The organism is Burkholderia diffusa, from assembly GCF_001718315.1.
GTDB lineage: Bacteria > Pseudomonadota > Gammaproteobacteria > Burkholderiales > Burkholderiaceae > Burkholderia > Burkholderia diffusa_B.
The window spans coordinates 251,623-273,560 of the sequence record NZ_CP013364.1; the positions used below are offsets into that span (position 1 = coordinate 251,623).

Genomic DNA, 21,938 nt, shown 5'->3' on the forward strand with positions numbered 1-21,938 from the left:
CTTATCCTGCCAGCATCGTTGCAGCCTGGCGATACCACATCGCCAGATAAGGCGGCACGTACAGCCCCAGCATCAGGCCGAGCCCCAGATGCACGAACACCGGCAGCAGTGCCGGCCGGTGTTCGAGCGGCATCGCCGTCGTCGTTTCGCCGAATACCATCCGCTGCACGCGCGCGAAGATCGCCGCGAACGCGACGGCGAGACCGAGCAGCAGCAACGGCGCGGTCCACGGGAGCGCGTTCATCGCCGTCGTCAGGATCAGAAATTCGCTCGCGAACACGCCGAACGGTGGCAGCCCGAGAATTGCAAGCGCGCCGAGCATCAATGCCCAGCCGACCGTCGGGCTGACCTGCAGCAGCCCGCGAATGCCGTCGATCGCCTGCGTGCCGGCCTTCTGCGCGGCATGGCCGACCGCGAAGAAGATCGCCGACTTGACGAGGGAATGGACCGTCATGTGCAGCAACCCGGCGAACGTCGCGATCGGGCCGCCGAGCCCGAACGCGAATGTCATCAAGCCCATATGCTCGATCGACGAGTACGAGAACAGACGCTTCACGTCCTTCTGCCGGAACAGCGAGAACGACGCGATCAGGACAGACACGAGCCCGAACCCGACCAGCAATCGCCCCGGCAGGCCGTTGCCGAGCGCGCCGTCTGCCAGCACCTTGCAGCGCAGCACCGCATACAGCGCGACGTTCAGCAGCAGGCCGGACAGCACCGCCGAAATCGGCGTCGGGCCTTCGGCGTGCGCATCCGGCAGCCAGCTGTGCATCGGCACGAGGCCGACCTTGGTGCCGTAGCCGACCAGCAGAAACACGAAGGCGATCGACACGATCGTCGGATCGAGGTGCGTTCTGATCGCGGCCAGGCTCGTCCACAGCAGCGCGTCGCCGTCGGTCAGTTGCCGGCTCGCGGCGAGATACAGCAGGATCGTGCCGAACAGCGCCTGGGCGATCCCGACGCCGCACAGGATGAAGTACTTCCAGGCGGCTTCGAGGCTCGCGGCGGTGCGGTAAACGCTGACGAGCAACACGGTGGCGAGCGTCGCGGCTTCCATCGCGACCCACAGCACGCCGACGTTGTCGGTCAGCAGCGCGAGCAGCATCGCGAACATGAAGAGCTGATACATGCTGTGATAGAGCCGCATGCGCGCGGCCGTCATCCGGCCGCGGGCTTCCTCGATCTGCATGTAGGGCCGGGAAAACAACGATGTCGTCCAGCCGACGAATGCCGTGAGCGCCACGAGATAGACATTCAGTGGATCGACGAAAAACGCGCGTCCGAATGCGAACGACGGACCGTGCTCGACGGTGCGCGCGGCAAGCACCAGTGTTGCCGCGAACGTCAGGAAGCTGAAACCGACGTTCAGATGGCGCGCGACCCGGCTCGGCCGCACGCAGGCAAGGCACGCCGCTCCCGCGAGCGGCAGGCCGAGCACGGCGAGCACGACGTGGGCGTCATTCATCTTTGAGTTTCTCGAGGTGATGGATATCCAGGCTGTCGAACTGCTCGCGAATCTGGAACATGAACACGCCCAGGATCAGGATGCCGATCAGCACGTCGAGCCCGATGCCGAGCTCGACGATCATCGGCATGCCGTTGGTCGCGGCCGCCGCCGCGAAGAACAACCCGTTTTCCATCGACAGAAAGCCGATCACCTGCGGAATGGCCTTTGCGCGCGTGATCATCGCCATGAACGACAGGAGCACGCACGCGAGCGCAATGCCGAGCGTGCCGCGTGCGACCGATGTCGCGAGCTGGCTGATCGGCGCGGCGACGTTGAACGCGACGATCACGAGGACGATGCCGATCAGCAGCGTGGTCGGAATATTGATGAGCGGCTCGACGTCGGTCTTGACGTCGAGCTTGCGAACGAGCCGATACAGGAACCACGGGATCACGCCGACCTTCAGCACAAGCGTCAGCCCGGCAGACACGTACAGGTGCACGTCGTCCGTGACGAAGCCCAGGATCAGGTTCGCCGACACGAGCGCAATACCCTGCAGCGTATAGAGATGGATCAGGGACAGGATCCTGCGCTGGCTCAGCATCGCGAACGACAGCATCAGCAGCACGGCCGCGAGGAAATTGATCAGTTGTGTCGCGTAGGCGTGCATTCATGCTCCCAGCAGCAGATGGACGAGCATGCCGATCACGGCGAGCAGGAAAGCCGTCGCCAGGAATTCAGGAACCCTGAAGATGCGCATCTTCGCATTGGCCGTTTCGACTACGGCGAGCGCGACGCCGCCTGCCGTCAGTTTGACGAAGAGCACCGGCACGGCCAGCAGCAGCGCAACCGGATCGCCCGCATTCGCGATGCCCCACGGCACGAACAACGCGAGACCGATGCACGAATACGCGAACAGCTTGAGGCTTGCGGCCCACTCCATCAAGGCAAGGTGCCGTCCCGAATATTCGAGGATCAGCGCCTCGTGGATCATCGTGAGCTCGAGATGAGTGGTGGGATTGTCGACCGGCAGCCGCGCATTTTCGGCCAGTGCGACCAGCGTGAACGCGATGCCGGCAAACGCCAGGCTCGGATAGATCGTGAACTCGCCGCGGCCGAGTGTCGCGACGATGCTTGTCAGCAGCGTCGACTGCGTAATCAGCGAGGCCGACAGGAGCACCATCAGCAGTGCCGGCTCCGCGAGGAAGCCGATCAGCATTTCGCGGCGGGCGCCGAGCGTGCCGAACGCCGTGCCGACGTCCATCGCCGCGAGCGACAGCGCGACGCGGGCGAGCGCAAACAGGCCGACGAGCGCGATTGCATCGGCGGCGGGCGACAGCGGCAACTCGGTCGACAGGGTGGGCACGATCGCGCACGCGAGCGTCATGGCGGCCCAGACGACATAGGGCGCGCCGCGGAACACAGGGCTCGCGCCATGCGCGATGACCGACTCCTTGTTGAACAGCTTGTGAAGCATCCGGTACGGTTGCCAGATGGACGGCGCACGCCGGTTCTGAAGCCAGGCGCGGCATTGGTTGACCCAGCCCGTGAGCAATGGCGCGGCCGCGATCGCTATCACGATTTCGAGAGTCTGCGAGATGACGCCGGACAGGGTTACCATCGTCTCACCAGCATCAGAAGCAGGATCAGCACGGCGAAACTGTATGTCAGGTAAACCGCGATCTTGCCTGTCTGCAGGCGGCCCGCCCAGTCGGCTGTACGTTGCGTCAGTGCAGCGATGCGCAAGTAGAGTGTTGACCAGGTGCGATCGGACACCGACACCCGGTATGCCGGCTGTGCGTCGAACGGCGACGGCAATTGCCGCTCGATGTGCAGCAGCGGTGCAAAGATTTCGCGGATCGGCTGCCCGAATCCTTCCGCCGTATCCTGCATTCGCGCGGTCGTGAACGGGAAGCCGCAGCCCCACGGCGCCGCGCGTCGCAGCCGGCCGTGATAAAAACGCCGCACGAGCACCCACGCGAGGCCGCAGCATGCGATGAAGAACAGCATGAAAGCCGCCGGCATGTAGCTCGCGCGCGCGGCAGACACGGGCGCGAACAGCAGCCAGCCGTGATTTTCCGCGCCGACGCCGGCGCCGACCAGCGTGTGCGTGACGCGATCCAGCAGCTTGACGAACTGCGCCGGCATGAGCCCGAGCAGCACGCTGGCGGTCGCGAACCAACAGAACGCGAGCCGTTCCCACGTGTTCGCATCGCGTGCGCGGTTCAGCTTCGCTTCTCTCGGTTGCCCGAGGAACACGATGCCGAAGAACTTGACCATCGTGTAACCGGCCAGCGCGGCAGACATGGCAATCAGCGCGGCGGCGATCGGCACCGTCATCGCGAGCACCGAATCCGGCAAGCGTGGCGCGAACAGGAAACTCTGCAGCAACAGCCATTCGGCCGCGAAACCGCTGAGCGGCGGCAAGCCCGCGCTCGCCGCGACACCCACAAGCACCGCCCATGCGGTCCAGGGCATGAAGCGAATCAGTCCGCCGAGCTTGCCGAGGTTGCGCTCGCCGGTGGCGTGGAGCACGGCGCCGGTGCCCAGGAACAGCAGGCCCTTGAATGCCGCATGCGCGACGATCTGGTAGAGCATCGCGGTCAGTGCGAGCGCGGACAGGCTCGTCATCCCGTATGCGCGAAACAGCACGGCGAGACCCAGCGCGACGATCATCAGGCCGACGTTGTCGATCGACGAATAGGCGAGCAGGCGCTTCATGTCGACCTGGATGGTGCTGAACACCACGCCCAGCAGCGCGGTGCTGATGCCGAGCACGAGCAGTAGCACGCCCCACCACGCGATCTGCACGTGCAACAGGTCGAACAGGGTGCGCAGCAGGCCATACAGGCCGACTTTCAGCACGAATCCGCTGAGGAGCGCCGAGACCGGCGACGGTGCCGCGGGATGGGCCTCCGGCAGCCACACATGCAGCGGGAAGATGCCGGCTTTCGCGCCGAATCCGACGAGCGCGAACAGGAAGGCGAACGACGCGGAGAAGGTATCCAGCGACTGCGCCCGCAGGTTGGTGAAGGTGTAGTCGCCGGTGCGCGCCTGCAGAATGCCGAAGCAGAGGAGCAGCGCCAGCGCGCCCACGTGCGAGATCAGGAAATACAGATACCCCGCCCGGCGGATCTCTCCGATCCGGTGGTTGGTCATGACGAGAAATGTCGCGGACAGCGTCAGCGTCTCCCAGGCGACCATGAACACGTATGCGTCGTCAGCGATCAGCACCAGTGCGATGCTTGCGACGCAGGCGTGGTATTCGAAGCAGATCAGCCCGGGCGCGGATCCTTCACCCTTGCGGAAATAGCCGGCTGAAAAGGCGCCGATCCCCGTGCTGACGATGCCGAGCACGAACAGGAAATAACCGGACAAGCGATCGAGGCGCAGATGAAAGGGCAGGCCGGGAAGCCCGATCGGCAGCACCGCCGCGGACGGATCGGCAAAGATGCCGGCGAGGCCCGCCGCGCCGGTGAGCAGTCCGACCAACGCGCCGAGCGGAAAGAGGCCGTGGGCCACCAGTCGCGTGCGACGCAGCGCCCCGAGCCCCAGCATGCCGACCGCGAGCCACGCGGCCACGGCCAGCAGGACGAAGTGGACGACCGGCACGGGTGCCATCCGGAATGTCTCCAGTACGCTCGGGTTGGACGAGGTGGTTGGAATGGTCGCATCTCCCGCGACGTATTCCTGCCCCGCATTATGACACCGAAAAACCAATCGGGATAACAAGGTATGATAATGCCGTTATCATCAAAGTCTCATGAATCCTCGGATGGAACGGGTGCCCGTGGCGGTTTGTCGCGGCGCTCGGGGTTCCGCCCAGGGCGTCGTTGTCCCCGATCCGGGCGAATGAGGGAAGATCCTATGCCAGCGCAGTACTTCCGAGGCCTGACGGGAAAACACCGTAGCGCGGCCGCGAACCGCCAGCTCGGGTTTTCGCTCGCCTTTGTGGCCGGCGCAACCAATGCCGGCGGTTTCCTCGCGGTCAAGCAATACACGTCCCACATGAGCGGGATCGTGTCGGCGATTGCGGATCAAACGGCGCTTGGCGATATCCGGCTCGTGCTGGCCGGTGTTGGTTCGCTCGCGTCGTTTCTGGTGGGCGCCGGCTGCTCGGCCGTGCTCGTCAACTGGGGGCGGCGTCGCGGCCTGCAGAGTCAGTATGTGCTGCCGTTGCTGGTCGAAGCCGCGCTGCTGCTCCTGTTCGGGCTGCTCGGCAGCCATCTCGCGCTGTGGGAAGCGTTCTTCATGCCGGTCACGGTCATCTTGCTGTGCTTCATCATGGGGCTGCAAAACGCGATGATCACAAAGCTGTCGGGGGCGGAAATCCGCACGACGCACATGACGGGCATCGTGACGGACCTCGGCATCGAGCTCGGCAAGCTCTTTTACTGGAATCGTTCAAATGCAGACGTGCACGCGCATGCAGTGATCGCGAACCGCGCGAAACTCAGGATTCACGGAACGATGCTGGCGTCGTTCTTCGTCGGGGGGCTGGCCGGCGCAATCGGCTTCAAGCATGTCGGCTACGTGTCGACCGTGCCGCTTGCTGCGGCGCTCGTCACGCTGGCGATCGTGCCCGTTGTCGACGACGTGCTTGAATATCTCTATCGGCTTGACCGCAGGTCGTGAGCCGGTTGTCGAGCCGGGTCAACGCGCGCGTACCGAATGTGTTCCGGTGCCGTGGGCAAGGGCCGGTGCATTATAATTGGATTAGCATATTTGCCGATTCTGTCCTGCAATGGAAACGAAAACCGCACGCTTGACCATCCTGATCGATCCCGCCAAGAAAGAAGCGTTCGACATGCTCTGCGCGGAGCAGGACCTGACGCCGTCGCAAGTCGTGCGGCAGTTGATTCGCGAATATCTCGAGCAACATGGCGTGAGCTACAGGACGAAAAGCGCGCTGGGCAAGCGGGTGAAGCGAAGCGCGGGCTGAATTCGCAAGCCGTCTAGACGTCGATTTCCCAGTGTGCATGCCCCTGCGCATGCCAGACCAACCGCCTCGGATCGAGGCGCTCTCCCTCCTTCATGCGCCGAGCGGTTGACGACAGCTTGAGTTCGCCGGCAAACGCGAACGAGAGCGCACGTTCGAACAGAACTCGCCTCGATGGCAAACGAAGCGGCCCTTTTCCAGGCGAAAGCAACGAAATTGCTGTCGTCGTCGCAGCGGACAATCGCATACGAAGGGCCGAACACGCAGCCCAGTCGCTCGATGTATGCGGGTAGCGACGGGTCGTCGTCAGCCAGATTGATCGCGAGCACTCCGGAACCGCTCAATCGCTCGCGACAGGCGGTAAAGAACGCGATATCCGCGCACCGGCTCAGCATGCCTTCCGCGACGAAGGCATCCAGCAGGATCACGTCGGTGTGGACAGCTTCGCGTGTCACGTACTCCGCGCCATCTGCACAGATCACCTTGAATCGAGTGTCGTCCGCGGGAATCCGGAACGTATCGCGCAATGCGATCACTTCCGGATTGATTTCGACCGCGTCGATGGTTACGCCGGGCAGATGCCGATAACAGTACTTTGCCAGCGAGCCGCCCCCGAGCCCGATCATGCACATGTGTTCGGCGGCCGGGTGCAGCAGCAGACACCCCATCATGGTTCGCGTATAGCCGAGCGCCAGTTTGTCGGGTGTGCGCAGCGACATGAAGCTTTGGGTGGCCTGGTGATCGAAGTGCAGCGAGATTGCGTGATGCGTCGCCAAAACGTACGGTCGCCCGTCATGCAGCGGGGTCGACAGAAATTCGACGAACGCGTCGTAGGATGTTCGGTCATGCTCCATGCTTGATCGATCCGGGTAGGCAAGTTTGTTGGTGGGGGCGCGTGCAGCGAACTGCAACGACAAGCGGGTGCGCCGTGGGTGAGTGCGCGACGTCACGTTTTCTGGAGGAATCGCGCCTCGAGCACGAAGCCGCCCATGTCGGTCTTGCGATCGACCTCGTGATCGCCGCCGACGAGACGGGGCCCCTGATCTTGGCGCCCATCTTCAGCGTGGTCGACGAACCCTTCGCGACCAAATCCTCGATCTGTACGACGGAATCGCCGTTCGACAGCACGTTGCCGTTCATGTCGTTGACCATGAGCTCGACCGATTCGTCAGCGGATTCGGCGCCGGCCGCCCATCTCCGACCGCGGTCTGCGCACACGATAAGCGCGCCGTCCGGGTCTGTGTTCTCCATTGCGCGCGGCGGGCAAGCCGGGGCACGGTTCGGTGCGACTTCCATCTGGCAGATGCGGGGCGGTCGGGTGGGGCGGGCGCTTTCATCACCGAGGGTGCCATCGTTCCGTCGGCCCCCGGAGCGCGCCCAACTCAATGTTTTGATGCGCATCAAATTATAATGCCATACACATTTGCTTATTGCTGTCTTATAATCGCAGCTTGCCGCCGATCGCTGGAGTTGCGGGCGGATTCGCTGAGGTAGTCGACATGTTCGATCTGGATGGAGTGCTACTGCTGCCCGATCGGCGGCCCGTATTCCTGCCGGAGGTCGCCGGAAGCCGAGGGCTTATCGTTGTGGGCGTCGGACGTGGTGGCGAGCGCGGCTTCCAGATGGTCCATCGCTTCCATGACGCGGCTGATCGGCTTGCGGCAGCCGGTATCCATCTGGCCTTCGTTTATCCGAGGGAATCCGCTCGGCATGTGATGGATCCGATCTCGGTGGCCAGCGCGCGGTTCCGGCACCACCCGCGTTTGCTTCTCGATGCAGATGGTTGCTGTTTCGCGCAGGGCGTGCCTCCTCGATTGCTTAATGCCGTGTATCTGAGCAGCGAGATGAAGCGTCTCGCCGGTTTTGAAATCGACGTGCGCAACGCAGCATGGGAAATCGAGTTCCAGGCGTTTCTGATGACCTGCCAGGTCGCCCAGTCCCGCTGAATACTGGGATCTATCTCATGGCACATGCGACGAACATGGCAACCGTCGTCTATTTCGAAATAGGCCCAGCCTGGAGCCGGGACGGCGCGAACGCCGTCCGCGATGTATTCGTGGGCACGGCGCGCCGTTTTGGCAGCGACATCCTGTTGATCGCGAACGAGCGTCGCGGGAATGCAAAGGACGGCACGTCCTCCGTACGCATCGAGGTCGGCGCCGGTTGCGGCTGGCCAAGGCTGAGTGCGTGTCTTGCCATTTGAGCCCGGGAAATGCAGCGTCCTTGACCATGATCAAATCTTTGGAGGCGCCATGAGCGATAACCAAACTTCGACGGTTCCGACTGTCTCGGCATCCGCGATCTGGGCGCTCGAGCGCCTTGCCGATATTCGTTATGGTCGTGATACGCCTGCGCTCGGCTGGTCCGTTACCCGCGAGCTCATCGGCGCGGGATTCGTGCGCTATCCGGCGGGCGGCCGTGGGAGCGTTTCGATTACAGCGGCCGGACAGACGTTCCTGAAGAACCGAAAATAATCCAGGCGGAGTCGTTCATGTTGCGGGCGGTTGCGTCGGATATGGAAAGCGCCAACGCGGAAATGCGCGGCTGCGGATTGCTGTCGCGCGCGAAGATGAAGAAACGTATCGCTGCGGACATGACAAAAGGTTGAACGTGTTTTCCTTCCTGCGGCCCCTTTTTGCCTGGCGCAAATTTCGCCGGCTTCCCGTGGTTCGTTTTCAATCCAGGCCGATCGATCTGGGCATCGACGGCGCCCCGCATGCAGGCTGGGAAGTCGCGATCCTGGAAGCGTCCGGCGGTACCGTCGGCGCGGCGACATACAGTCTGGCGCCCCGAACCGATCGCGTATACGTCCATCGACTGGAAGTTCTCGCGTCAATGAGACGCCGCGGCTATGGTCTTGCCTTCCTGTCGTATTTGCATCGAACGTACCAATTGCCTATTACCGCCATTGACGATAAACCGGATGTCCGGCCGTTCTGGCGCGCCGCGAGAACCTTTCAATCCGGAGCCTTGCAGGTAACGTCCGGGCAATCATCCGATGAGTTCCGCGACGAGTTGCTTCAATGGCGGCATCGGCAGGCGGTCATGCTCGGGTTGTGCCCTCAGTCGCAGAAATCATCGGATTCCTAGGCAAACTTGCATGCCGCCCCGCGTGTAAGCGAACTTGCTCGCTGGTCATGCGCGACATAGATTGTTTTCATCGAGGTCCGGATTTTCTGGAGGGACCATGGAACTGTCTGTCGAACGCGTTGACGTCTGGGCGGCCACCATTGAGGACAAGCCCGGCGGCCTCGCGCACGCGTTGAGCGCGTTGCGGGATGCTGGCGCGGACCTGCAATTCGTTGTCGCCCGGCGCACACCGGAAGCGCCCGGCAAAGGGGTCGTGTTTGTCGCGCCGCTGCAGGGAGACAAGGAGATCCGTGCTGCCACGCAGGCGGGATTCAATGCCACCTCCGGCTTGCATTCCATCCGCGTGATGGGACTGGACCAAGCGGGAATCATCGCAGGGCTGACCCAGAAATTGTCGGATGCCGGAATCAATCTCCGCGGCGTATCCGCTGCCGTGCTCGGCTCGCAGTTCATCGCTTATCTCGCGCTCGACTCGCTCGCCGAAGCCGAGCGGGCGATGGACATTTTGCAGAGGGCTTGACTGGCGGTTGTCTTCCCATGTCCTTGCGTGCCTTCGCGCTTCGTCGTGCCATGTACGGCAAGGATGGCGTGCAGGGCAGGCGGACTGAATCGCTCGACGGCAATCGTTCACCGTCGAGTTTTAGGGAAAAAGCGAGGCATTGTGATAAGAATACTTATCCCGACAATGTCGATGCGAATGAAATTCGCTGTTGAAATCGCCGCCCCGCACGGTCGGCCGGAAGGGGCGGCGCTGCGGTATCGACGTGCATGGCGCACGGGCGTCGAAGTCCCGAACGAGATCGGAGCCGGATGCAGGGCGGACGCCGCCGCCCGCGCATCCCCTGCTCAATCGCGCGTTCGCCGAAGCGCCCGCCCCATTTCCGCGATCGGCATCGCCGCGATCGAATTCAGCAGCCGCGTCTCGCCGGCGTCCGGGCGCGCGATTGCCCGCACGTCATCGAGGGTCTGCGCGACGTGGCGATCGAGCGGTTCGAGAAAGCGCTGCAGCTCGCTGGCCGCTGCCTTGTCCCTGAGCCCGATTGCCTGTCCGAATGCGATCAGTGCATCCACATCGATATCGACAAACCGCGTCGCGGTGCCTAGCGGCATCGTCAGTTCGCAGTGCGGCCAATGATCGCCGCGATGGTCGGGCCGGTGCGTCGGCGTGTGATACACGACCGTGCTGACGATGTCGTAGAACGGTGCGAGCCGGTAACCGCGCGCGTCGACGAAGAACGACAGGTTCTTCAGGTGCGCGTCGGCATTGCCGACCACCACGTTGAAGACGGTCCAGCGGAACACCGACAGGCGGGCCAGTGCGCGCGTGCTCGTGCGGTCGATCGCGCGGGCAAGCTCCTGCGCATTCGCGCGCTGGTACTTGAAGCCGCGGTCGTAGTTGAGCAGCTGCATCGCATCGATCGTATGCACGCGCGCGGCCGGCGCCGACGCGACGTCGCGGTCGAACCGGTCGATCACGTAGCACGCCGACGGCGCGCGCAGGAAGTGCACGTCGGGCACGTCGAGCCCCATCCTCTTGGCGAGCTTCATGCAGAAGAATTCGTTGATCGCCGAGTGCGGGTAGCCGGCCGCGCGCATGTCCGGCTTGAGCAGGTGCATCGACGGCTCGCTGCCGACCGGCTCGTACAGCGCGTAGTCGGGCGCGTCGCCCCGCAGCACCACCAGCAGCTTCTGCTGCGCGCCGGCCGCCGACATGCGCTTGGGTGCGGTGGCCGTCAGCGCGCGCTCGGGCATCGCCTGGATCCGGCGGTCGAGCTCGTCGAGCGGCAGCGGCTGCAGGCTGCCGGGTGCTTCCTGTTCGCCGTCGGCCAGCAGCGTCAGCGCGCCGGCCGATTCGCGCCCGAAGTATGCGAGCAAGCCCCAGGCGTCGGCGGCATCGATCTTCGCCTCGCGCGCGAGCGACGTGCGCATGCCTTCCTCCGGCAGCAGATTGTCGAAGAACCACTGGACCGGGCGATCGGTCGACGTGTCCGTGAAGGTGCCGGCGCGCAGCGCGAACGCCGGCGACAGCGGATAGGCGGTCGGGGACGCGAGCCATTGCGGGTCGTATGCGAACGACCAGATGCCCTTGTCGTCGGTCAGCGTGCCCATGCGCTCGCCATTGGCAAAGGCGATCAGCGTTCTAGCCGCCATGGCTGCTCCTGCGGCGTTGCGCGGCCTTCAGCGCGGTGGCTTCCGAAATCTCGACCGACGACTCGGCGTACAGGCGCACGCCGAGTTCGCCGAGCAGCAGCATGACCTTGCCGATTTGCGCGGTCGGCTTCCCGGCTTCCACCTGGCTGATGAATTTCGGCGACAGCCCGGTCGCGTTCGCCAGTTCATCGCGCGTGAAGCCCTGCTGGAGCCGCGCCGCGCGGATGAGGTGGGCGAGCGCGCCGATCGTGTCGACGGACTGATGCTCCGACATGACGTTCTCCGTGCTTCGTATCTGATCGGGAACAGTATTGCATAACTCGTCGGTTAAAGCATTGTTCCGTTTCCGTACGGGAACGAAAATGGTGAAAAAGAATCGCTGGCGTCATTTCGTACCTGATCGGGAACCAAACGCGGTCGAGGGGCGATGTTGATCTGTTTCCGTATTCGATCGAATACGGAAACGGAGCTGGCGTTGCGCCGCTCGCATGCTCGGACGGCCAGCTCGGCCGCGGCATTCAGAGGGCAAACGCCGTCGCCGACGACCCGCGCGGCGCGCGCGTCCGTCATTCCGCAAACAGCCGGGCCCGAACCTTGCGTCCGGCTAAACGCCGTTCGTGGCCGCACTACGCGCGTCACGCGTGACGGATCTGCATGGAGGCGCGCATGGAGCCGATGCCGGTCGTACTTCAATGGCACGACGTTCTCGTCAGAATCGCACTGGCGCTGGTTGCTGGCGGGCTGATCGGCTTCGATCGCAGCGAATCCGGCAAGACGGCCGGGCTGCGCACGACGATTCTCGTATGCCTCGCCGCGTGCATGTCTATGCTGCAGGTCAATGCGTTGCTGCTGCAGGCCGGCAAGCCGCAAGGCGCGTTCTCGGTGCTCGATCTGATGCGGCTGCCGCTCGGCATCCTGACCGGAATGGGGTTCATCGGCGGTGGCGCCATCCTGCATCGCGACGGCCTCGTGTCGGGCGTGACCACGGCCGCGACGCTATGGTTCGTGACGGTCATCGGCCTGTGTCTAGGGGGCGGGCAACTGTCGCTCGGCGCACTCGGTGCCGTGCTCGCTCTCCTGGTGGTGTGGCCGCTGCGGATGGTGGAGCGGCGTATGCGCAGCGTCAGGAGCGCGCTGATCACGGTCGGATATGAACGCGGCTCGACGGCACGCGATCGTCTGACGGCCGGCCTGCGCCAGGCGGGCTTCACGTGCCGCACGCGCGGGTTTCGGGAAACGGCCGCGCATGCAGTACGCGAGGAAGAGCTGTTCGTGCAGTGGCGCGAACCGGCCAACACCGACGTGATGGTGCCGCAGCTGATCCGGATCCTGGAATCGGCCGGCCTCGCATCGGTGCGCTGTTCACCCGAGAACTGAGCCCAACATCGGGAGAAGGCTCGCGCTGCATACGTGGATGGCCGGAACGGCCGATGCTCATGCAGCAGGCCGCAATAAGCGGTTCGAACAGGAGTGAACCATGACCTTGGTATCCGAAGTAATGACACGCGACGCCGCGACGATCGGCCCGACGCAGAGCCTGCGCGACGCGGCGAAGCTGATGCGGGACCTGAACGTCGGTGCGCTACCGGTGTGCGATGGCACGCGATTGATCGGAATGTTGACGGATCGCGACATCGTCGTGCGCGCGGTGTCGCAAGGCGTGCGGCCCGATGAACCGATCGAGGGCGTCGTCAGCGGGCCGGCCGACTGGTGTTACGAGGATGACGATATTTCAGCGGTGCAGAAGAAAATGGAAGACTCGCAGATTCGTCGCGTTCCGGTGGTCGACCGGGAAAAGCGGCTCGTCGGTATCGTGGCGCTTGGCGATCTGGCGACGTCGGCCGACGGCGGAATGTCGTCGACGCTCGGAGCCGTGTCGTCGCCGTCGCACCCGGAGCGCTGAGCGCGCGAGCCGATACGCAAGGAGAGCGACATGAACCAACAAAGGGAAGCGCAGGTGCGCGAGCGCGCCTATCGGTTGTGGGAAGCGGACGGCGCACCGGACGGCAAGGCTGACGAATACTGGTTGCGAGCCGAACAGTTGCTCGACGCGGAGGATGGCACGACCGCGAGCATGGACGACCGCGATGACGGCAATCCGGAGGACGGCTCCCGATCTGCCGCGACGCGGCCGCTCGAGCAATCCGCGAAGCGCCGCATCCCCGGCGAGCCGCTCCAGGACGCCGGTGCTGTGCCGCCCGGCGAGGTTGCGCACGAAAGGCGGCGCAAACGGTGAGCCGCGCGCCGATGCCGCGACGCATCGCACGCCGCGTAGCGCGCATTCGCGCACCACCACGCACTGGCCCGCCGCCGCAGGCCCCCGCGCGGCGACGGGCGAGGTACTTGTCATTGGCACACTGGCCAGCTAGCCGTCCTCACCCACTTCGGTCGGATCCGGCAGGTCGGGCAGGTCGTCGTTGCGTTGCGGCGGGGGAATGTCGGGCGTGTCGGCCGGAGCTTCGTCGGGGGCCGGATTTGTCGTGTGGGTCGAGTTCATGATCGTTTTCCTCTGCGTCGGAAGGGCGCCGGCGTGCAGCCGGCATGCCGCTTCCGAGCATTACGCGTGCCGCGTTCAGCGCCCGGGTTGCGCGCCCGTGCCGTCGTGCGTATTGCCACTCGGCGTTGGCTGGCTCATCGCGAGGTGGAGCGCGGCCGGGTCGACAGGCTTCACGAAATGCTGCAGAAACCCGGTCGCGAGGCAGCGTTCGCGATCCGCGTTGCGACCATAGCCGGTCAGCGCGAGAAAGATGCACGGCGTGACTTCGTTGATCGCCTTCAGCCGTCTGAGCAGCTCGTAGCCGTCCATCACCGGCAGCCCGATGTCGAGGATCGCGACGTCGGGACGGTAAGCGCGGTACGCGGCCAGCGCGGTCACGGGGTCGTGCACGACCGCGACTTCGTGACCGGCCTCGCGCAGCCATTGCGCGAGCGTCGACGCGGCATCCTCGTTGTCGTCGACCAGCATCACGCGCCGGCCGGTGCGGCCCGGCGCCATGTCGTGAATGCCGAGCGGCGGCTGCGGAGCAGCCAGCGCCACGGCTTTCGGCCGGTACTCGGGCAGCGAGATCGTAAACGTGCTGCCGCAGCCGGGTCCGGCGCTATCCGCGCGAACCGTGCCGCCATGCAGGGTCACGAGGCTGCGCACGAGCGCGAGCCCGATGCCGAGGCCGCCGTGCGCCTGCTTCACGTCGCCGTCGAGCCGGTAGAACGGCTCGAAGATGCTGTCGAGGCGGTCGCGCGGAATGCCGGCGCCGTTGTCGCATACCTCGACGAACGCGGTGCCGTCCGCACCGTGGGCGGCGCGCACCGTGATGTCGCCGCCCGGCAGCGTGTATTTCGCCGCGTTGGTCAGCAGGTTCGCGACGACCTGCGACAGGCGCACCGGATCGCCGTGGCAGCGCGCGTCGGGATCGGCGTCGACATGCAGGCGGTGACGGCGCTGCTCGAACAGCGGACTCGCGACCTCGACCGCGCGGTCGACGATGTCCGTGAGCTGCACGACTTCCTTTTTCAGCGTGATCTTGCCGCGCGTGATGCGCGACACGTCGAGCAGGTCATCGATCAGCCGGACCATGTGATCGAGCTGCCGCTGGATGATCGCGATCTCGTTCGGCGTCGCGTGGCCGTCGCGGTTGCGAATCAGCTCCAGCGCGAGCGAGATCGGCGTCAGCGGATTACGCAGCTCGTGGCCGAGCACCGCGAGAAACTGGTCCTTCGCCTGATTCGCGTCGCGCAATTCGCCGAGCAGCCGGTCGCGCTCGGCATTCGCGGCGACAAGTTTCTCGCGCGCGGCGACGTGCTCGGTCACCTCGACCGCGCTGACGATCACGCCGAGCCCGTCCGCGAGCGGCTGCGGGTTGAAATGCAGCCGGTACACGCGGGCGCCGTCCGGCTCGGGCCGATCGTGGTGCTCGCCGATCGTCGTCGAGCGGCCCAGCGCGTGAGCAGTTTCGAGCGCGCGCACGATCGCCGGCGTATCGCCGCCGGGGAGCACCGCGGTCAGCGGCTGGTCGACGATGTCGGCTCGGCCGCACAGCGCGGCGAAGCGATGATTCGCGAGCACGATCCGGTGTGCCGGCCCCGACAGCAGCGCGATCGGCAATGGCGCGTGCATCAGGACGCCATTGCGTTGCTGTTCGGCGTCTTCGCGTCGGCGGATCTCGTCGCTCAGCGCGCGCGAGCGCTGTTGCGACAGGGCCAGCGTCAGATGCAGCGCGTTCTCGTCGTTGCGCAGCGATGCGGCGGGCAGGATGCGGCGATGCAGCGCGCATACGTGTCGGAATGTCTCCGACTGCTCGGCGCCTGGAAACACGCTGGCCGGATAGCCGCAGTAAAGCGAGAAGCGGTGTCGCTCGATCAGTTCGTTCCATAGCGCTTCCAGCCGCAGCGCACCGGCGTACCGCTCTTGCGCGCACAGCAGCGCGACCATTTCGCCGAACGCATGCACGGGGCGACCGGCGCGGACCGCCGCTTCGACGATCGTGCCGATCGAGCGGTGAAAGCGCGCGGGGTCGGGGAGGTCGCCGTCCATGAAGCTGTCGAGCAGCGGCTGCGCGCTCGACATGAAGATGCGCTCGCGGGCCGCGTCGCCGATCGCCGCGCCGAGTGTGCGCAGGCGTTCGTGCACCGCCGCGAGGCAGTCGGGTCGCGCGATCACGATCGCGCTGCCGCCGTCGCGCAGCGCATCGGCCGCGAACAGTGCGACTTCCGACACAAGCTGCGCATCGGACTCGTAGAACTGGACGAAGTGATCGGCCCGCAACGGTGCCGATTCCAGCAGGGGAGACGCAGTTTTCATAGCTCACGACCAGGCAATGGCGTTGGCGGGCCGGCAATTCCGTGCCGCAGCCATATCCGGGCCGACGCGAGCAAGCCGCGTGCCGCGCGCCCCCGCAGGTCCGGCGGCCGTGCGTTACAAGCCCGGCGCGCGCGGGCGGTGCCGGGTGACGCAGCGTTTGTAAATTCTGCCGCGGGTCGCAGGACGGATGCGCGATCCGTGGGGCGCGGCAGCGGGCGGCTCGACGGCCCGTTCCGAGCCGGCGTCGCAGCCGGCGAGTGAAGGCCGGCGGAGCCCGCGGCGCGTCCGGCGGCGCGGCGCCATGCCCGGTGCCCGACGGCCGAATGTTCAGATCCCGGCCATTCAAGCTATTCGACAAATGCTCGACGGAAACCGGGTATCGTGCGCGGCATGGGACGATTCGCCGTGGTATCCGTCGGCGAGGATGTTTCGGCAGGCGCAGCCGGGGCGGCGGGACGATGTGATCGAGCGGACGGCGCATGTACTGGAAACCAACCACGGGACTGCAACATGATCGAACATCTGACCAATCATCCGGCGACGATCGCCTGCAAGGTGTGCGGTGCCGACGCGGACATCTGCGGCGTGGTCGACTTCTCGCGGTGCGGCGCTGACATGATTGCCGGGAAAAAAAGTCGATCCGTTCGTCGGCGTGCCGATCTATTACTACGCGTGCAGGCAATGCGGATTCACGTGCACGCCGGCCTTCGATCACTGGACGCACGATGATTTCGCGCGTCACGTGTACAACGACGACTACGCGCGCCACGATCCGGAGTATCTCGAGCATCGTCCGCAGCAGCACGCCGACCTGATCTGCACGAGCTTTCCGTCGATGCGCGAGAACCGCATTCTCGATTTCGGCTCTGGGCTCGGGCTGCTGGAAAAGAAGCTGTCCGCGCGCGGGTTCACGGATGTGACCTCGTACGATCCGTTCAGCCATCCCGTCGCGCCACTGGGGCAGTTCGATGCGATCCTGTCGTTCGAAGTCTTCGAGCATCATCCGGATCCCCGAAGCCTGTTCGCCGACATCATCCGGTACCGGGCGCCGGCCGGCGCACTGCTGTTTCAGACGTCGCTGATCACGCCGGAGATTCTCGCGCGGGGGATCGAGCAATGGTGGTACTGCGTGCCGCGCAACGGACATATTTCCTTTTACACGAGCCAGGCGCTGACGCTGCTGGCGACGCAGCATGGGCTCGAATTCGGCTCGTTCAGTCCGGAATTGCACGTGGCTTTCGACCGTGCGGCGGCGCCGGGGTGGCTTTCGAAATTCTTTCGGTGAATTGGGGCTCAGTCAGTCGCGACATCGCCCAGGCGTTCGCGACGCCCTTGTGCAGGAAGCGATCCATCATCCCGAGCCGGATATTCGCGCCGGCGCGCCCGGCCCTGCAGGCTTGAGACCGGCTTTGTTCGCGGCTTTCAGCGTCAATGCCGCGCGGCCACGGGGATGACGCCACGCGCAGGGCGGCGCCGTCCGCGCGCCGGCCGCCGTTCTTGATGCAGGTCACGGGAGACGCCGAAGCGTCGGGCCACGATGAACGTGTTCGACCGACGGCGCCGGCCAATGCCGGACCACGCCTGTCGCACGCGGCCAGGCCGCGACCATCGGAGGGCTCGTCATGGATCACGGGAAAGCACATGTCGTCTGGTTCGACGAGCTGCGGCGCGGCGACGTGGCACGCGTTGGCGGCAAGAATGCGTCTCTGGGCGAATTGATCGGCAACCTGTCCGCGCAGGGCGTGAGCGTGCCACCCGGGTTCGCGTCGACCGCGGATGCATACTGGCGATTCATCGATGCAAACGGATTGAGACAAGCCATCGGCAGCACGCTCGAGGCGCTCGGAGCACGCAAGATTGCGCTGGCCGAGGCCGGTGCGTCGATCAGGCACGCGATTCTCCACGGAGACTGGCCCGACGACGTTGCCGACGCGATCCGGGACGCGTATCGGCAACTGTGCCGGCAGGCCGGCGCAGAGGATGTCGATGTGGCCGTGCGATCGAGCGCGACCGCCGAGGATCTGCCCGACGCGAGCTTCGCGGGTCAGCAGGAAACCTACCTGAACGTGCGCGGCGAGCATGCGTTGCTCGCGGCTTGCCGCCGGTGCTACGCGTCGCTGTTCACCGACCGCGCGATTGCCTACCGCGAGGAAAAGGGCTTCGATCACCTGCGCGTTGCGCTGTCGATCGGCGTGCAGCGGATGGTGCGTTCGGACCTCGGCGCGGCCGGCGTGATGTTTTCGCTCGACACGGAAACAGGATTCGACAAGGTGGTGCTGATCAGCGCGGCGTGGGGGCTTGGCGAGAACGTCGTGCAGGGCACCGTGGACCCCGACGAATACGAGGTGTTCAAGCCATTGCTCGGCGATCCGGCGCGCACGCCCGTCATCGGCAAGACGCTCGGCGGCAAGGCACGCAAGCTGATCTATGCGCGTGACGAGGATGCGCCGACCCGCAACGTGCCGACCTCGAAAGCCGAGCGCGCCACGTTCGTGCTGGCGGATCGCGACATTCTGGCGCTGGCGAACTGGGCCTGCGCGATCGAAGCGCACTACGGCCAGCCGATGGACATCGAGTGGGCAAAGGACGGCGTAAGCGGAGCACTGTTCGTCGTGCAGGCACGTCCCGAAACGGTGCAGTCCCGGCGTGAAGCGAGCGCCATCAAGACCTACCGACTGGGCGAGACCGGCCGCAAGCTGCTCACCGGCGTCAGTGTCGGCGAGGCGATCGCGGCCGGCAGCGTGTGCGTGATCGACAGTCCGCACGACATGGGGCGATTCGTCGACGGCGCGGTACTGGTGACGCACACGACCGATCCCGACTGGCTGCCGGTGATGCGCCGCGCCGCGGCGATCGTCACCGATCATGGCGGCCGCACGTCGCATGCCGCGATCGTGAGCCGCGAGCTCGGATTGCCGGCCATCGTCGGCACTGGCAACGCGACCCGCGTGCTGCACGATCAGCAGGAAGTGACGGTATCGTGCGCGGAGGGCGAGGCCGGGTTCGTGTACGAAGGCATCGCGCAATATCACGTGGAGGCGATCGACCTGACCGACCTGCCGCCCACGCGTACGAAGGTCATGCTGAACCTCGCGAATCCGGCCGCGGCGTTCAGATGGTGGCGACTGCCTGCCGACGGAATCGGGCTCGCGCGCATGGAGTTCGTGATCAGCAACCATATCAAGGTTCACCCGATGGCGCTGGCTCACTACGATGCGCTGACGGATGCGCATGCGAAGCGCGAGATCGCTGCCCTGACGTCGGGGTACGACGACCCGTCCGACTATTTCGTCGACCGGCTGGCGCACGGCCTTGCGCGTATCGCGGCGGTCTGTCATCCGGCGCCGGTGATCGTCCGCATGAGCGACTTCAAGACGAACGAGTACGCGCATCTGGTCGGCGGTGCGCAGTTCGAGCCGCGGGAAGAGAATCCGATGCTCGGATTTCGCGGTGCGTCGCGCTACTATTCGCCGCGCTACCGTGACGGATTCGCGCTCGAATGCCGGGCGATCGCGCGGCTGCGAAGCGACATGGGATTCAGGAACGTGGTCGTGATGATCCCGTTCTGCCGGACGCTCGACGAGGCGGACCGCGTGCTCGACGTCCTGGCCGCCAACGGCCTGAAGCGCGGCGAGGACGGATTGCAGATCTACGTGATGTGCGAAATCCCGTCGAACGTCATTCTGGCGAGCCGGTTTGCGCAGCGCTTCGACGGCTTCTCGATCGGAAGCAACGATCTGACCCAACTGACGCTTGGTGTGGATCGCGATTCGGCGGAACTGGCCGGGTTGTTCGACGAACAGAACGAAGCCGTGAAGTGGATGATCGCCCGCGTGATCGAGTCGGCCCGCGACGCGGGGGCGAAAGTCGGCCTCTGTGGCCAGGCGCCGAGCGATCATCCGGCATTCGCCGATTTTCTCGTCGCGTGCGGCATCGATTCGATTTCCGTCAGTCCCGACAGCTTCATCGCGGTCAAGCGTCGCGTGGCCGCCGCGGAAAACGCCGCGCCCGGCGAGCGTGCGTCGCCGGAATGAGTCGCCGCATGCGCGGGCGCCACCCGCGCTATCGACGAGCGAGCAACGACAAACTCACGACGAGTTCCTGTCCGCCGCTTCGAAGCGTCTTCCAGTCGGCGTCGCCGCCAATCGTGGCAACCTGCTCGCGTATTGAAAAGAGTGCTGACGAGCGCTCGCCGCTGACGAACGCGTCGTCGGTCGCACCGTCCTCTCGTACCGTCAATCTGACGAAGCCGCCGGATTTCAGCAACTGCACGGAAATGCGCGAAACCGGAACACGAAGCCTCGCGTGCTCGAGCGCTTCCCGTGTGACTCGATAAAGAACGGAGGCTGTCGCCGCGTCCACACCGGTCTCGGCCACATCGGTATCGATCTTCACGCCATGTCGCGAGAACAAGTCCTGCGCGAGCCATTCGAGCGTCGCTGCAAGCCCCAGATCGTCAAGCATCGGTGGCCGGAGTTCCGCTGTCATTTGCCGTACGTGAGCGACGAGATTGTCCAGATGCGCGCCGATCTTCCGATTGGCGGCATTCACGAATTCGTTTCGGTTCGTCAGGGCCGGATAACGTGCATTCAGCGCGGCAATCTCCATCTTGATGACATTGATCTGTTGCGCGAACCCTTCGTGAAGCTCGGAAGCGAGACTGGTCCGTTCGGCCTCGCGGGTGCGCTGCAACGTGCGCGCCAGTTCGCGCAGCGCGTGTCGCGATTCCCGCAATTCCCGCTCGGTCGCATTGCGCCGCGTGACGTCCTGGAAGGTCAGCAGAACCGATGCTCGGCACACGTGGCCCGATGCGATCACCATCACGTCGACGTCCCTCGTCAGTCCATCCCGGCGGTTCACCTTGCCTGCTGTTGGCTCCGGGCCCGCTTGCCGCGTGCTCGGTATGCCGGCCAGCTGACGGCGCACGCCTTTCAGGCCTTCCGCATCGAGCCAGTCCGACGATGAAGTGCCGACGACTTCCGCCGGTCCGGCCGCGCCGAGCAGCGTGAGACAGGCGTCGTTGACACAGACGATGACGCCGTGATGCATCAGCCATGTCGCGACCGGATTGAATTCGACAAACGCCCGGGAGCGTGCTTCATTCCCGGTCGATGCATCGCATCCGCACCGTGTTGCGGCGACGTCGCAAGGCGTGGGGAAGCCAGGTCGCGTGATGTCGCGACGCGGTCCCGATTGTTCTCTTGATTGCGCGGTCGGGCGGTGCGGGTGCAAGTCAGCCGGATGGCCCGCCGGCACGTGCGCCGCGATGGCGGTGCCGGCCGCGAACAGTGCATTGCGCCCGACCATGCGCTCGGCCGTCGGGTTGAACAAGACGACGTGATCGTGATTGTCGGGCGCGGGGATCGGCTCGCCACAGGTGTTCCGCAGGGCATTCGTCTGACCATCGGAAGTGGCGGCATGGCCCATCCTGCGCAAAACCCAGGCCCAGGTTACGACGTTGACGACCAGCCCGGCGATAACCAGTACATCGATGGAATTGTCATGCATCATCT

The 21,938-nt window shown here is 65.0% G+C and carries 21 protein-coding genes and 2 pseudogenes; 12 read left to right on the forward strand and 11 right to left on the reverse strand.

Annotation, left to right across the window (positions count from 1 at the left end):
- Nucleotide 1: 1 nt before the first annotated feature.
- From WI26_RS27870 to hyfB, 4 genes are read right to left on the reverse strand one after another with little or no spacing between them, the layout of a single operon-like run.
- The gene (locus tag WI26_RS27870; protein ID WP_069227999.1) at nt 2-1,465 is read right to left on the reverse strand and encodes a hydrogenase 4 subunit F; all 1,464 of its coding nucleotides are present in this window, start codon (nt 1,463-1,465) and stop codon (nt 2-4) included.
- A complete protein-coding gene (locus tag WI26_RS27875) occupies nt 1,458-2,117 on the reverse strand; it encodes a formate hydrogenlyase (protein WP_069228000.1) in 660 nt (219 codons plus the stop codon). Before WI26_RS27875 ends, WI26_RS27870 begins: the two co-directional genes overlap by 8 nt.
- Nucleotides 2,118-3,068 (reverse strand): respiratory chain complex I subunit 1 family protein, encoded by a 951-nt coding sequence (locus tag WI26_RS27880; protein WP_069228001.1) that lies wholly within the window; start codon nt 3,066-3,068, stop codon nt 2,118-2,120.
- Entirely contained in the window at nt 3,062-5,068 is a 2,007-nt protein-coding gene (gene hyfB, locus WI26_RS27885) for a hydrogenase 4 subunit B (RefSeq protein ID WP_069228002.1), read from the reverse strand. Before hyfB ends, WI26_RS27880 begins: the two co-directional genes overlap by 7 nt.
- A 246-nt stretch (nt 5,069-5,314) precedes the next feature.
- On the opposite strand from hyfB, the gene WI26_RS27890 reads away from it, so the two are divergent.
- Both WI26_RS27890 and WI26_RS27895 read left to right on the forward strand, forming a co-directional pair.
- Entirely contained in the window at nt 5,315-6,082 is a 768-nt protein-coding gene (locus WI26_RS27890) for a YoaK family protein (protein ID WP_059511436.1), read from the forward strand.
- Between the two features lie 109 nt (nt 6,083-6,191).
- Nucleotides 6,192-6,389, forward strand: a complete 198-nt coding sequence (locus tag WI26_RS27895) for a ribbon-helix-helix protein, CopG family (protein WP_069228003.1) — start codon at nt 6,192-6,194, stop codon at nt 6,387-6,389.
- A gap of 13 nt (nt 6,390-6,402) precedes the next feature.
- Here the strand turns inward: WI26_RS27895 and WI26_RS27900 are convergent.
- Both WI26_RS27900 and WI26_RS31900 read right to left on the reverse strand, forming a co-directional pair.
- A pseudogene (locus WI26_RS27900) lies at nt 6,403-7,240 on the reverse strand (spermidine synthase).
- 92 nt (nt 7,241-7,332) lie between these two features.
- A pseudogene (locus tag WI26_RS31900) lies at nt 7,333-7,682 on the reverse strand (zinc ribbon domain-containing protein YjdM).
- Between the two features lie 203 nt (nt 7,683-7,885).
- Here WI26_RS31900 and WI26_RS31905 point away from each other — a divergent pair.
- The 5 genes from WI26_RS31905 (at nt 7,886) to WI26_RS27920 (ending at nt 9,996) form a co-directional block, all read left to right on the forward strand.
- Nucleotides 7,886-8,332, forward strand: coding sequence for a hypothetical protein (locus WI26_RS31905; RefSeq protein WP_081334384.1), 447 nt, complete (start codon nt 7,886-7,888; stop codon nt 8,330-8,332).
- Between the two features lie 35 nt (nt 8,333-8,367).
- Nucleotides 8,368-8,589, forward strand: coding sequence for an HPr family phosphocarrier protein (locus tag WI26_RS27910; RefSeq protein ID WP_155768839.1), 222 nt, complete (start codon nt 8,368-8,370; stop codon nt 8,587-8,589).
- Between the two features lie 49 nt (nt 8,590-8,638).
- Entirely contained in the window at nt 8,639-8,860 is a 222-nt protein-coding gene (locus WI26_RS31910; protein ID WP_060324522.1) for a hypothetical protein, read from the forward strand.
- 136 nt (nt 8,861-8,996) lie between these two features.
- Nucleotides 8,997-9,476 carry a hypothetical protein gene (locus tag WI26_RS33160; protein ID WP_230957965.1) on the forward strand — a complete coding sequence of 160 codons (480 nt, stop codon included), beginning with the start codon at nt 8,997-8,999 and terminating at the stop codon, nt 9,474-9,476.
- Between the two features lie 97 nt (nt 9,477-9,573).
- Nucleotides 9,574-9,996, forward strand: coding sequence for an amino acid-binding protein (locus WI26_RS27920; RefSeq protein ID WP_069228006.1), 423 nt, complete (start codon nt 9,574-9,576; stop codon nt 9,994-9,996).
- A 326-nt stretch (nt 9,997-10,322) separates the two neighbouring features.
- Here WI26_RS27920 and WI26_RS27925 read toward each other — a convergent pair whose 3' ends face one another.
- Nucleotides 10,323-11,627 carry a HipA domain-containing protein gene (locus tag WI26_RS27925; protein WP_069228007.1) on the reverse strand — a complete coding sequence of 435 codons (1,305 nt, stop codon included), beginning with the start codon at nt 11,625-11,627 and terminating at the stop codon, nt 10,323-10,325.
- Nucleotides 11,617-11,901, reverse strand: a complete 285-nt coding sequence (locus WI26_RS27930) for a helix-turn-helix domain-containing protein (protein ID WP_059540704.1) — start codon at nt 11,899-11,901, stop codon at nt 11,617-11,619. Before WI26_RS27930 ends, WI26_RS27925 begins: the two co-directional genes overlap by 11 nt.
- A gap of 392 nt (nt 11,902-12,293) precedes the next feature.
- On the opposite strand from WI26_RS27930, the gene WI26_RS27935 reads away from it, so the two are divergent.
- The 3 genes from WI26_RS27935 (at nt 12,294) to WI26_RS27945 (ending at nt 13,863) form a co-directional block, all read left to right on the forward strand.
- On the forward strand, nt 12,294-13,004 hold the full coding sequence (locus WI26_RS27935) for an MgtC/SapB family protein (RefSeq protein ID WP_069228339.1): 711 nt from the start codon (nt 12,294-12,296) through the stop codon (nt 13,002-13,004).
- A gap of 100 nt (nt 13,005-13,104) precedes the next feature.
- Entirely contained in the window at nt 13,105-13,530 is a 426-nt protein-coding gene (locus WI26_RS27940) for a CBS domain-containing protein (RefSeq protein ID WP_069228008.1), read from the forward strand.
- 30 nt (nt 13,531-13,560) lie between these two features.
- The gene (locus WI26_RS27945; RefSeq protein WP_059540702.1) at nt 13,561-13,863 is read left to right on the forward strand and encodes a DUF2934 domain-containing protein; all 303 of its coding nucleotides are present in this window, start codon (nt 13,561-13,563) and stop codon (nt 13,861-13,863) included.
- 129 nt (nt 13,864-13,992) lie between these two features.
- Here WI26_RS27945 and WI26_RS33280 read toward each other — a convergent pair whose 3' ends face one another.
- The gene (locus WI26_RS33280; protein WP_257785620.1) at nt 13,993-14,124 is read right to left on the reverse strand and encodes a hypothetical protein; all 132 of its coding nucleotides are present in this window, start codon (nt 14,122-14,124) and stop codon (nt 13,993-13,995) included.
- Between the two features lie 75 nt (nt 14,125-14,199).
- Nucleotides 14,200-16,425 (reverse strand): hybrid sensor histidine kinase/response regulator, encoded by a 2,226-nt coding sequence (locus tag WI26_RS27950; RefSeq protein ID WP_069228009.1) that lies wholly within the window; start codon nt 16,423-16,425, stop codon nt 14,200-14,202.
- Nucleotides 16,426-17,044: 619 nt separating this feature from the next.
- Between WI26_RS27950 and WI26_RS27955 the strand changes: the two genes are divergently transcribed.
- Nucleotides 17,045-17,710: a class I SAM-dependent methyltransferase gene (locus WI26_RS27955; protein ID WP_236849378.1), complete on the forward strand. Its 666-nt coding sequence runs from the start codon at nt 17,045-17,047 to the stop codon at nt 17,708-17,710.
- 337 nt (nt 17,711-18,047) lie between these two features.
- The gene (gene ppsA / locus WI26_RS27960; protein WP_069228010.1) at nt 18,048-20,459 is read left to right on the forward strand and encodes a phosphoenolpyruvate synthase; all 2,412 of its coding nucleotides are present in this window, start codon (nt 18,048-18,050) and stop codon (nt 20,457-20,459) included.
- A 28-nt stretch (nt 20,460-20,487) separates the two neighbouring features.
- Here ppsA and WI26_RS27965 read toward each other — a convergent pair whose 3' ends face one another.
- Nucleotides 20,488-21,936: a PAS domain S-box protein gene (locus WI26_RS27965; protein ID WP_069228011.1), complete on the reverse strand. Its 1,449-nt coding sequence runs from the start codon at nt 21,934-21,936 to the stop codon at nt 20,488-20,490.
- Between the last annotated feature and the right edge of the window lie 2 nt (nt 21,937-21,938).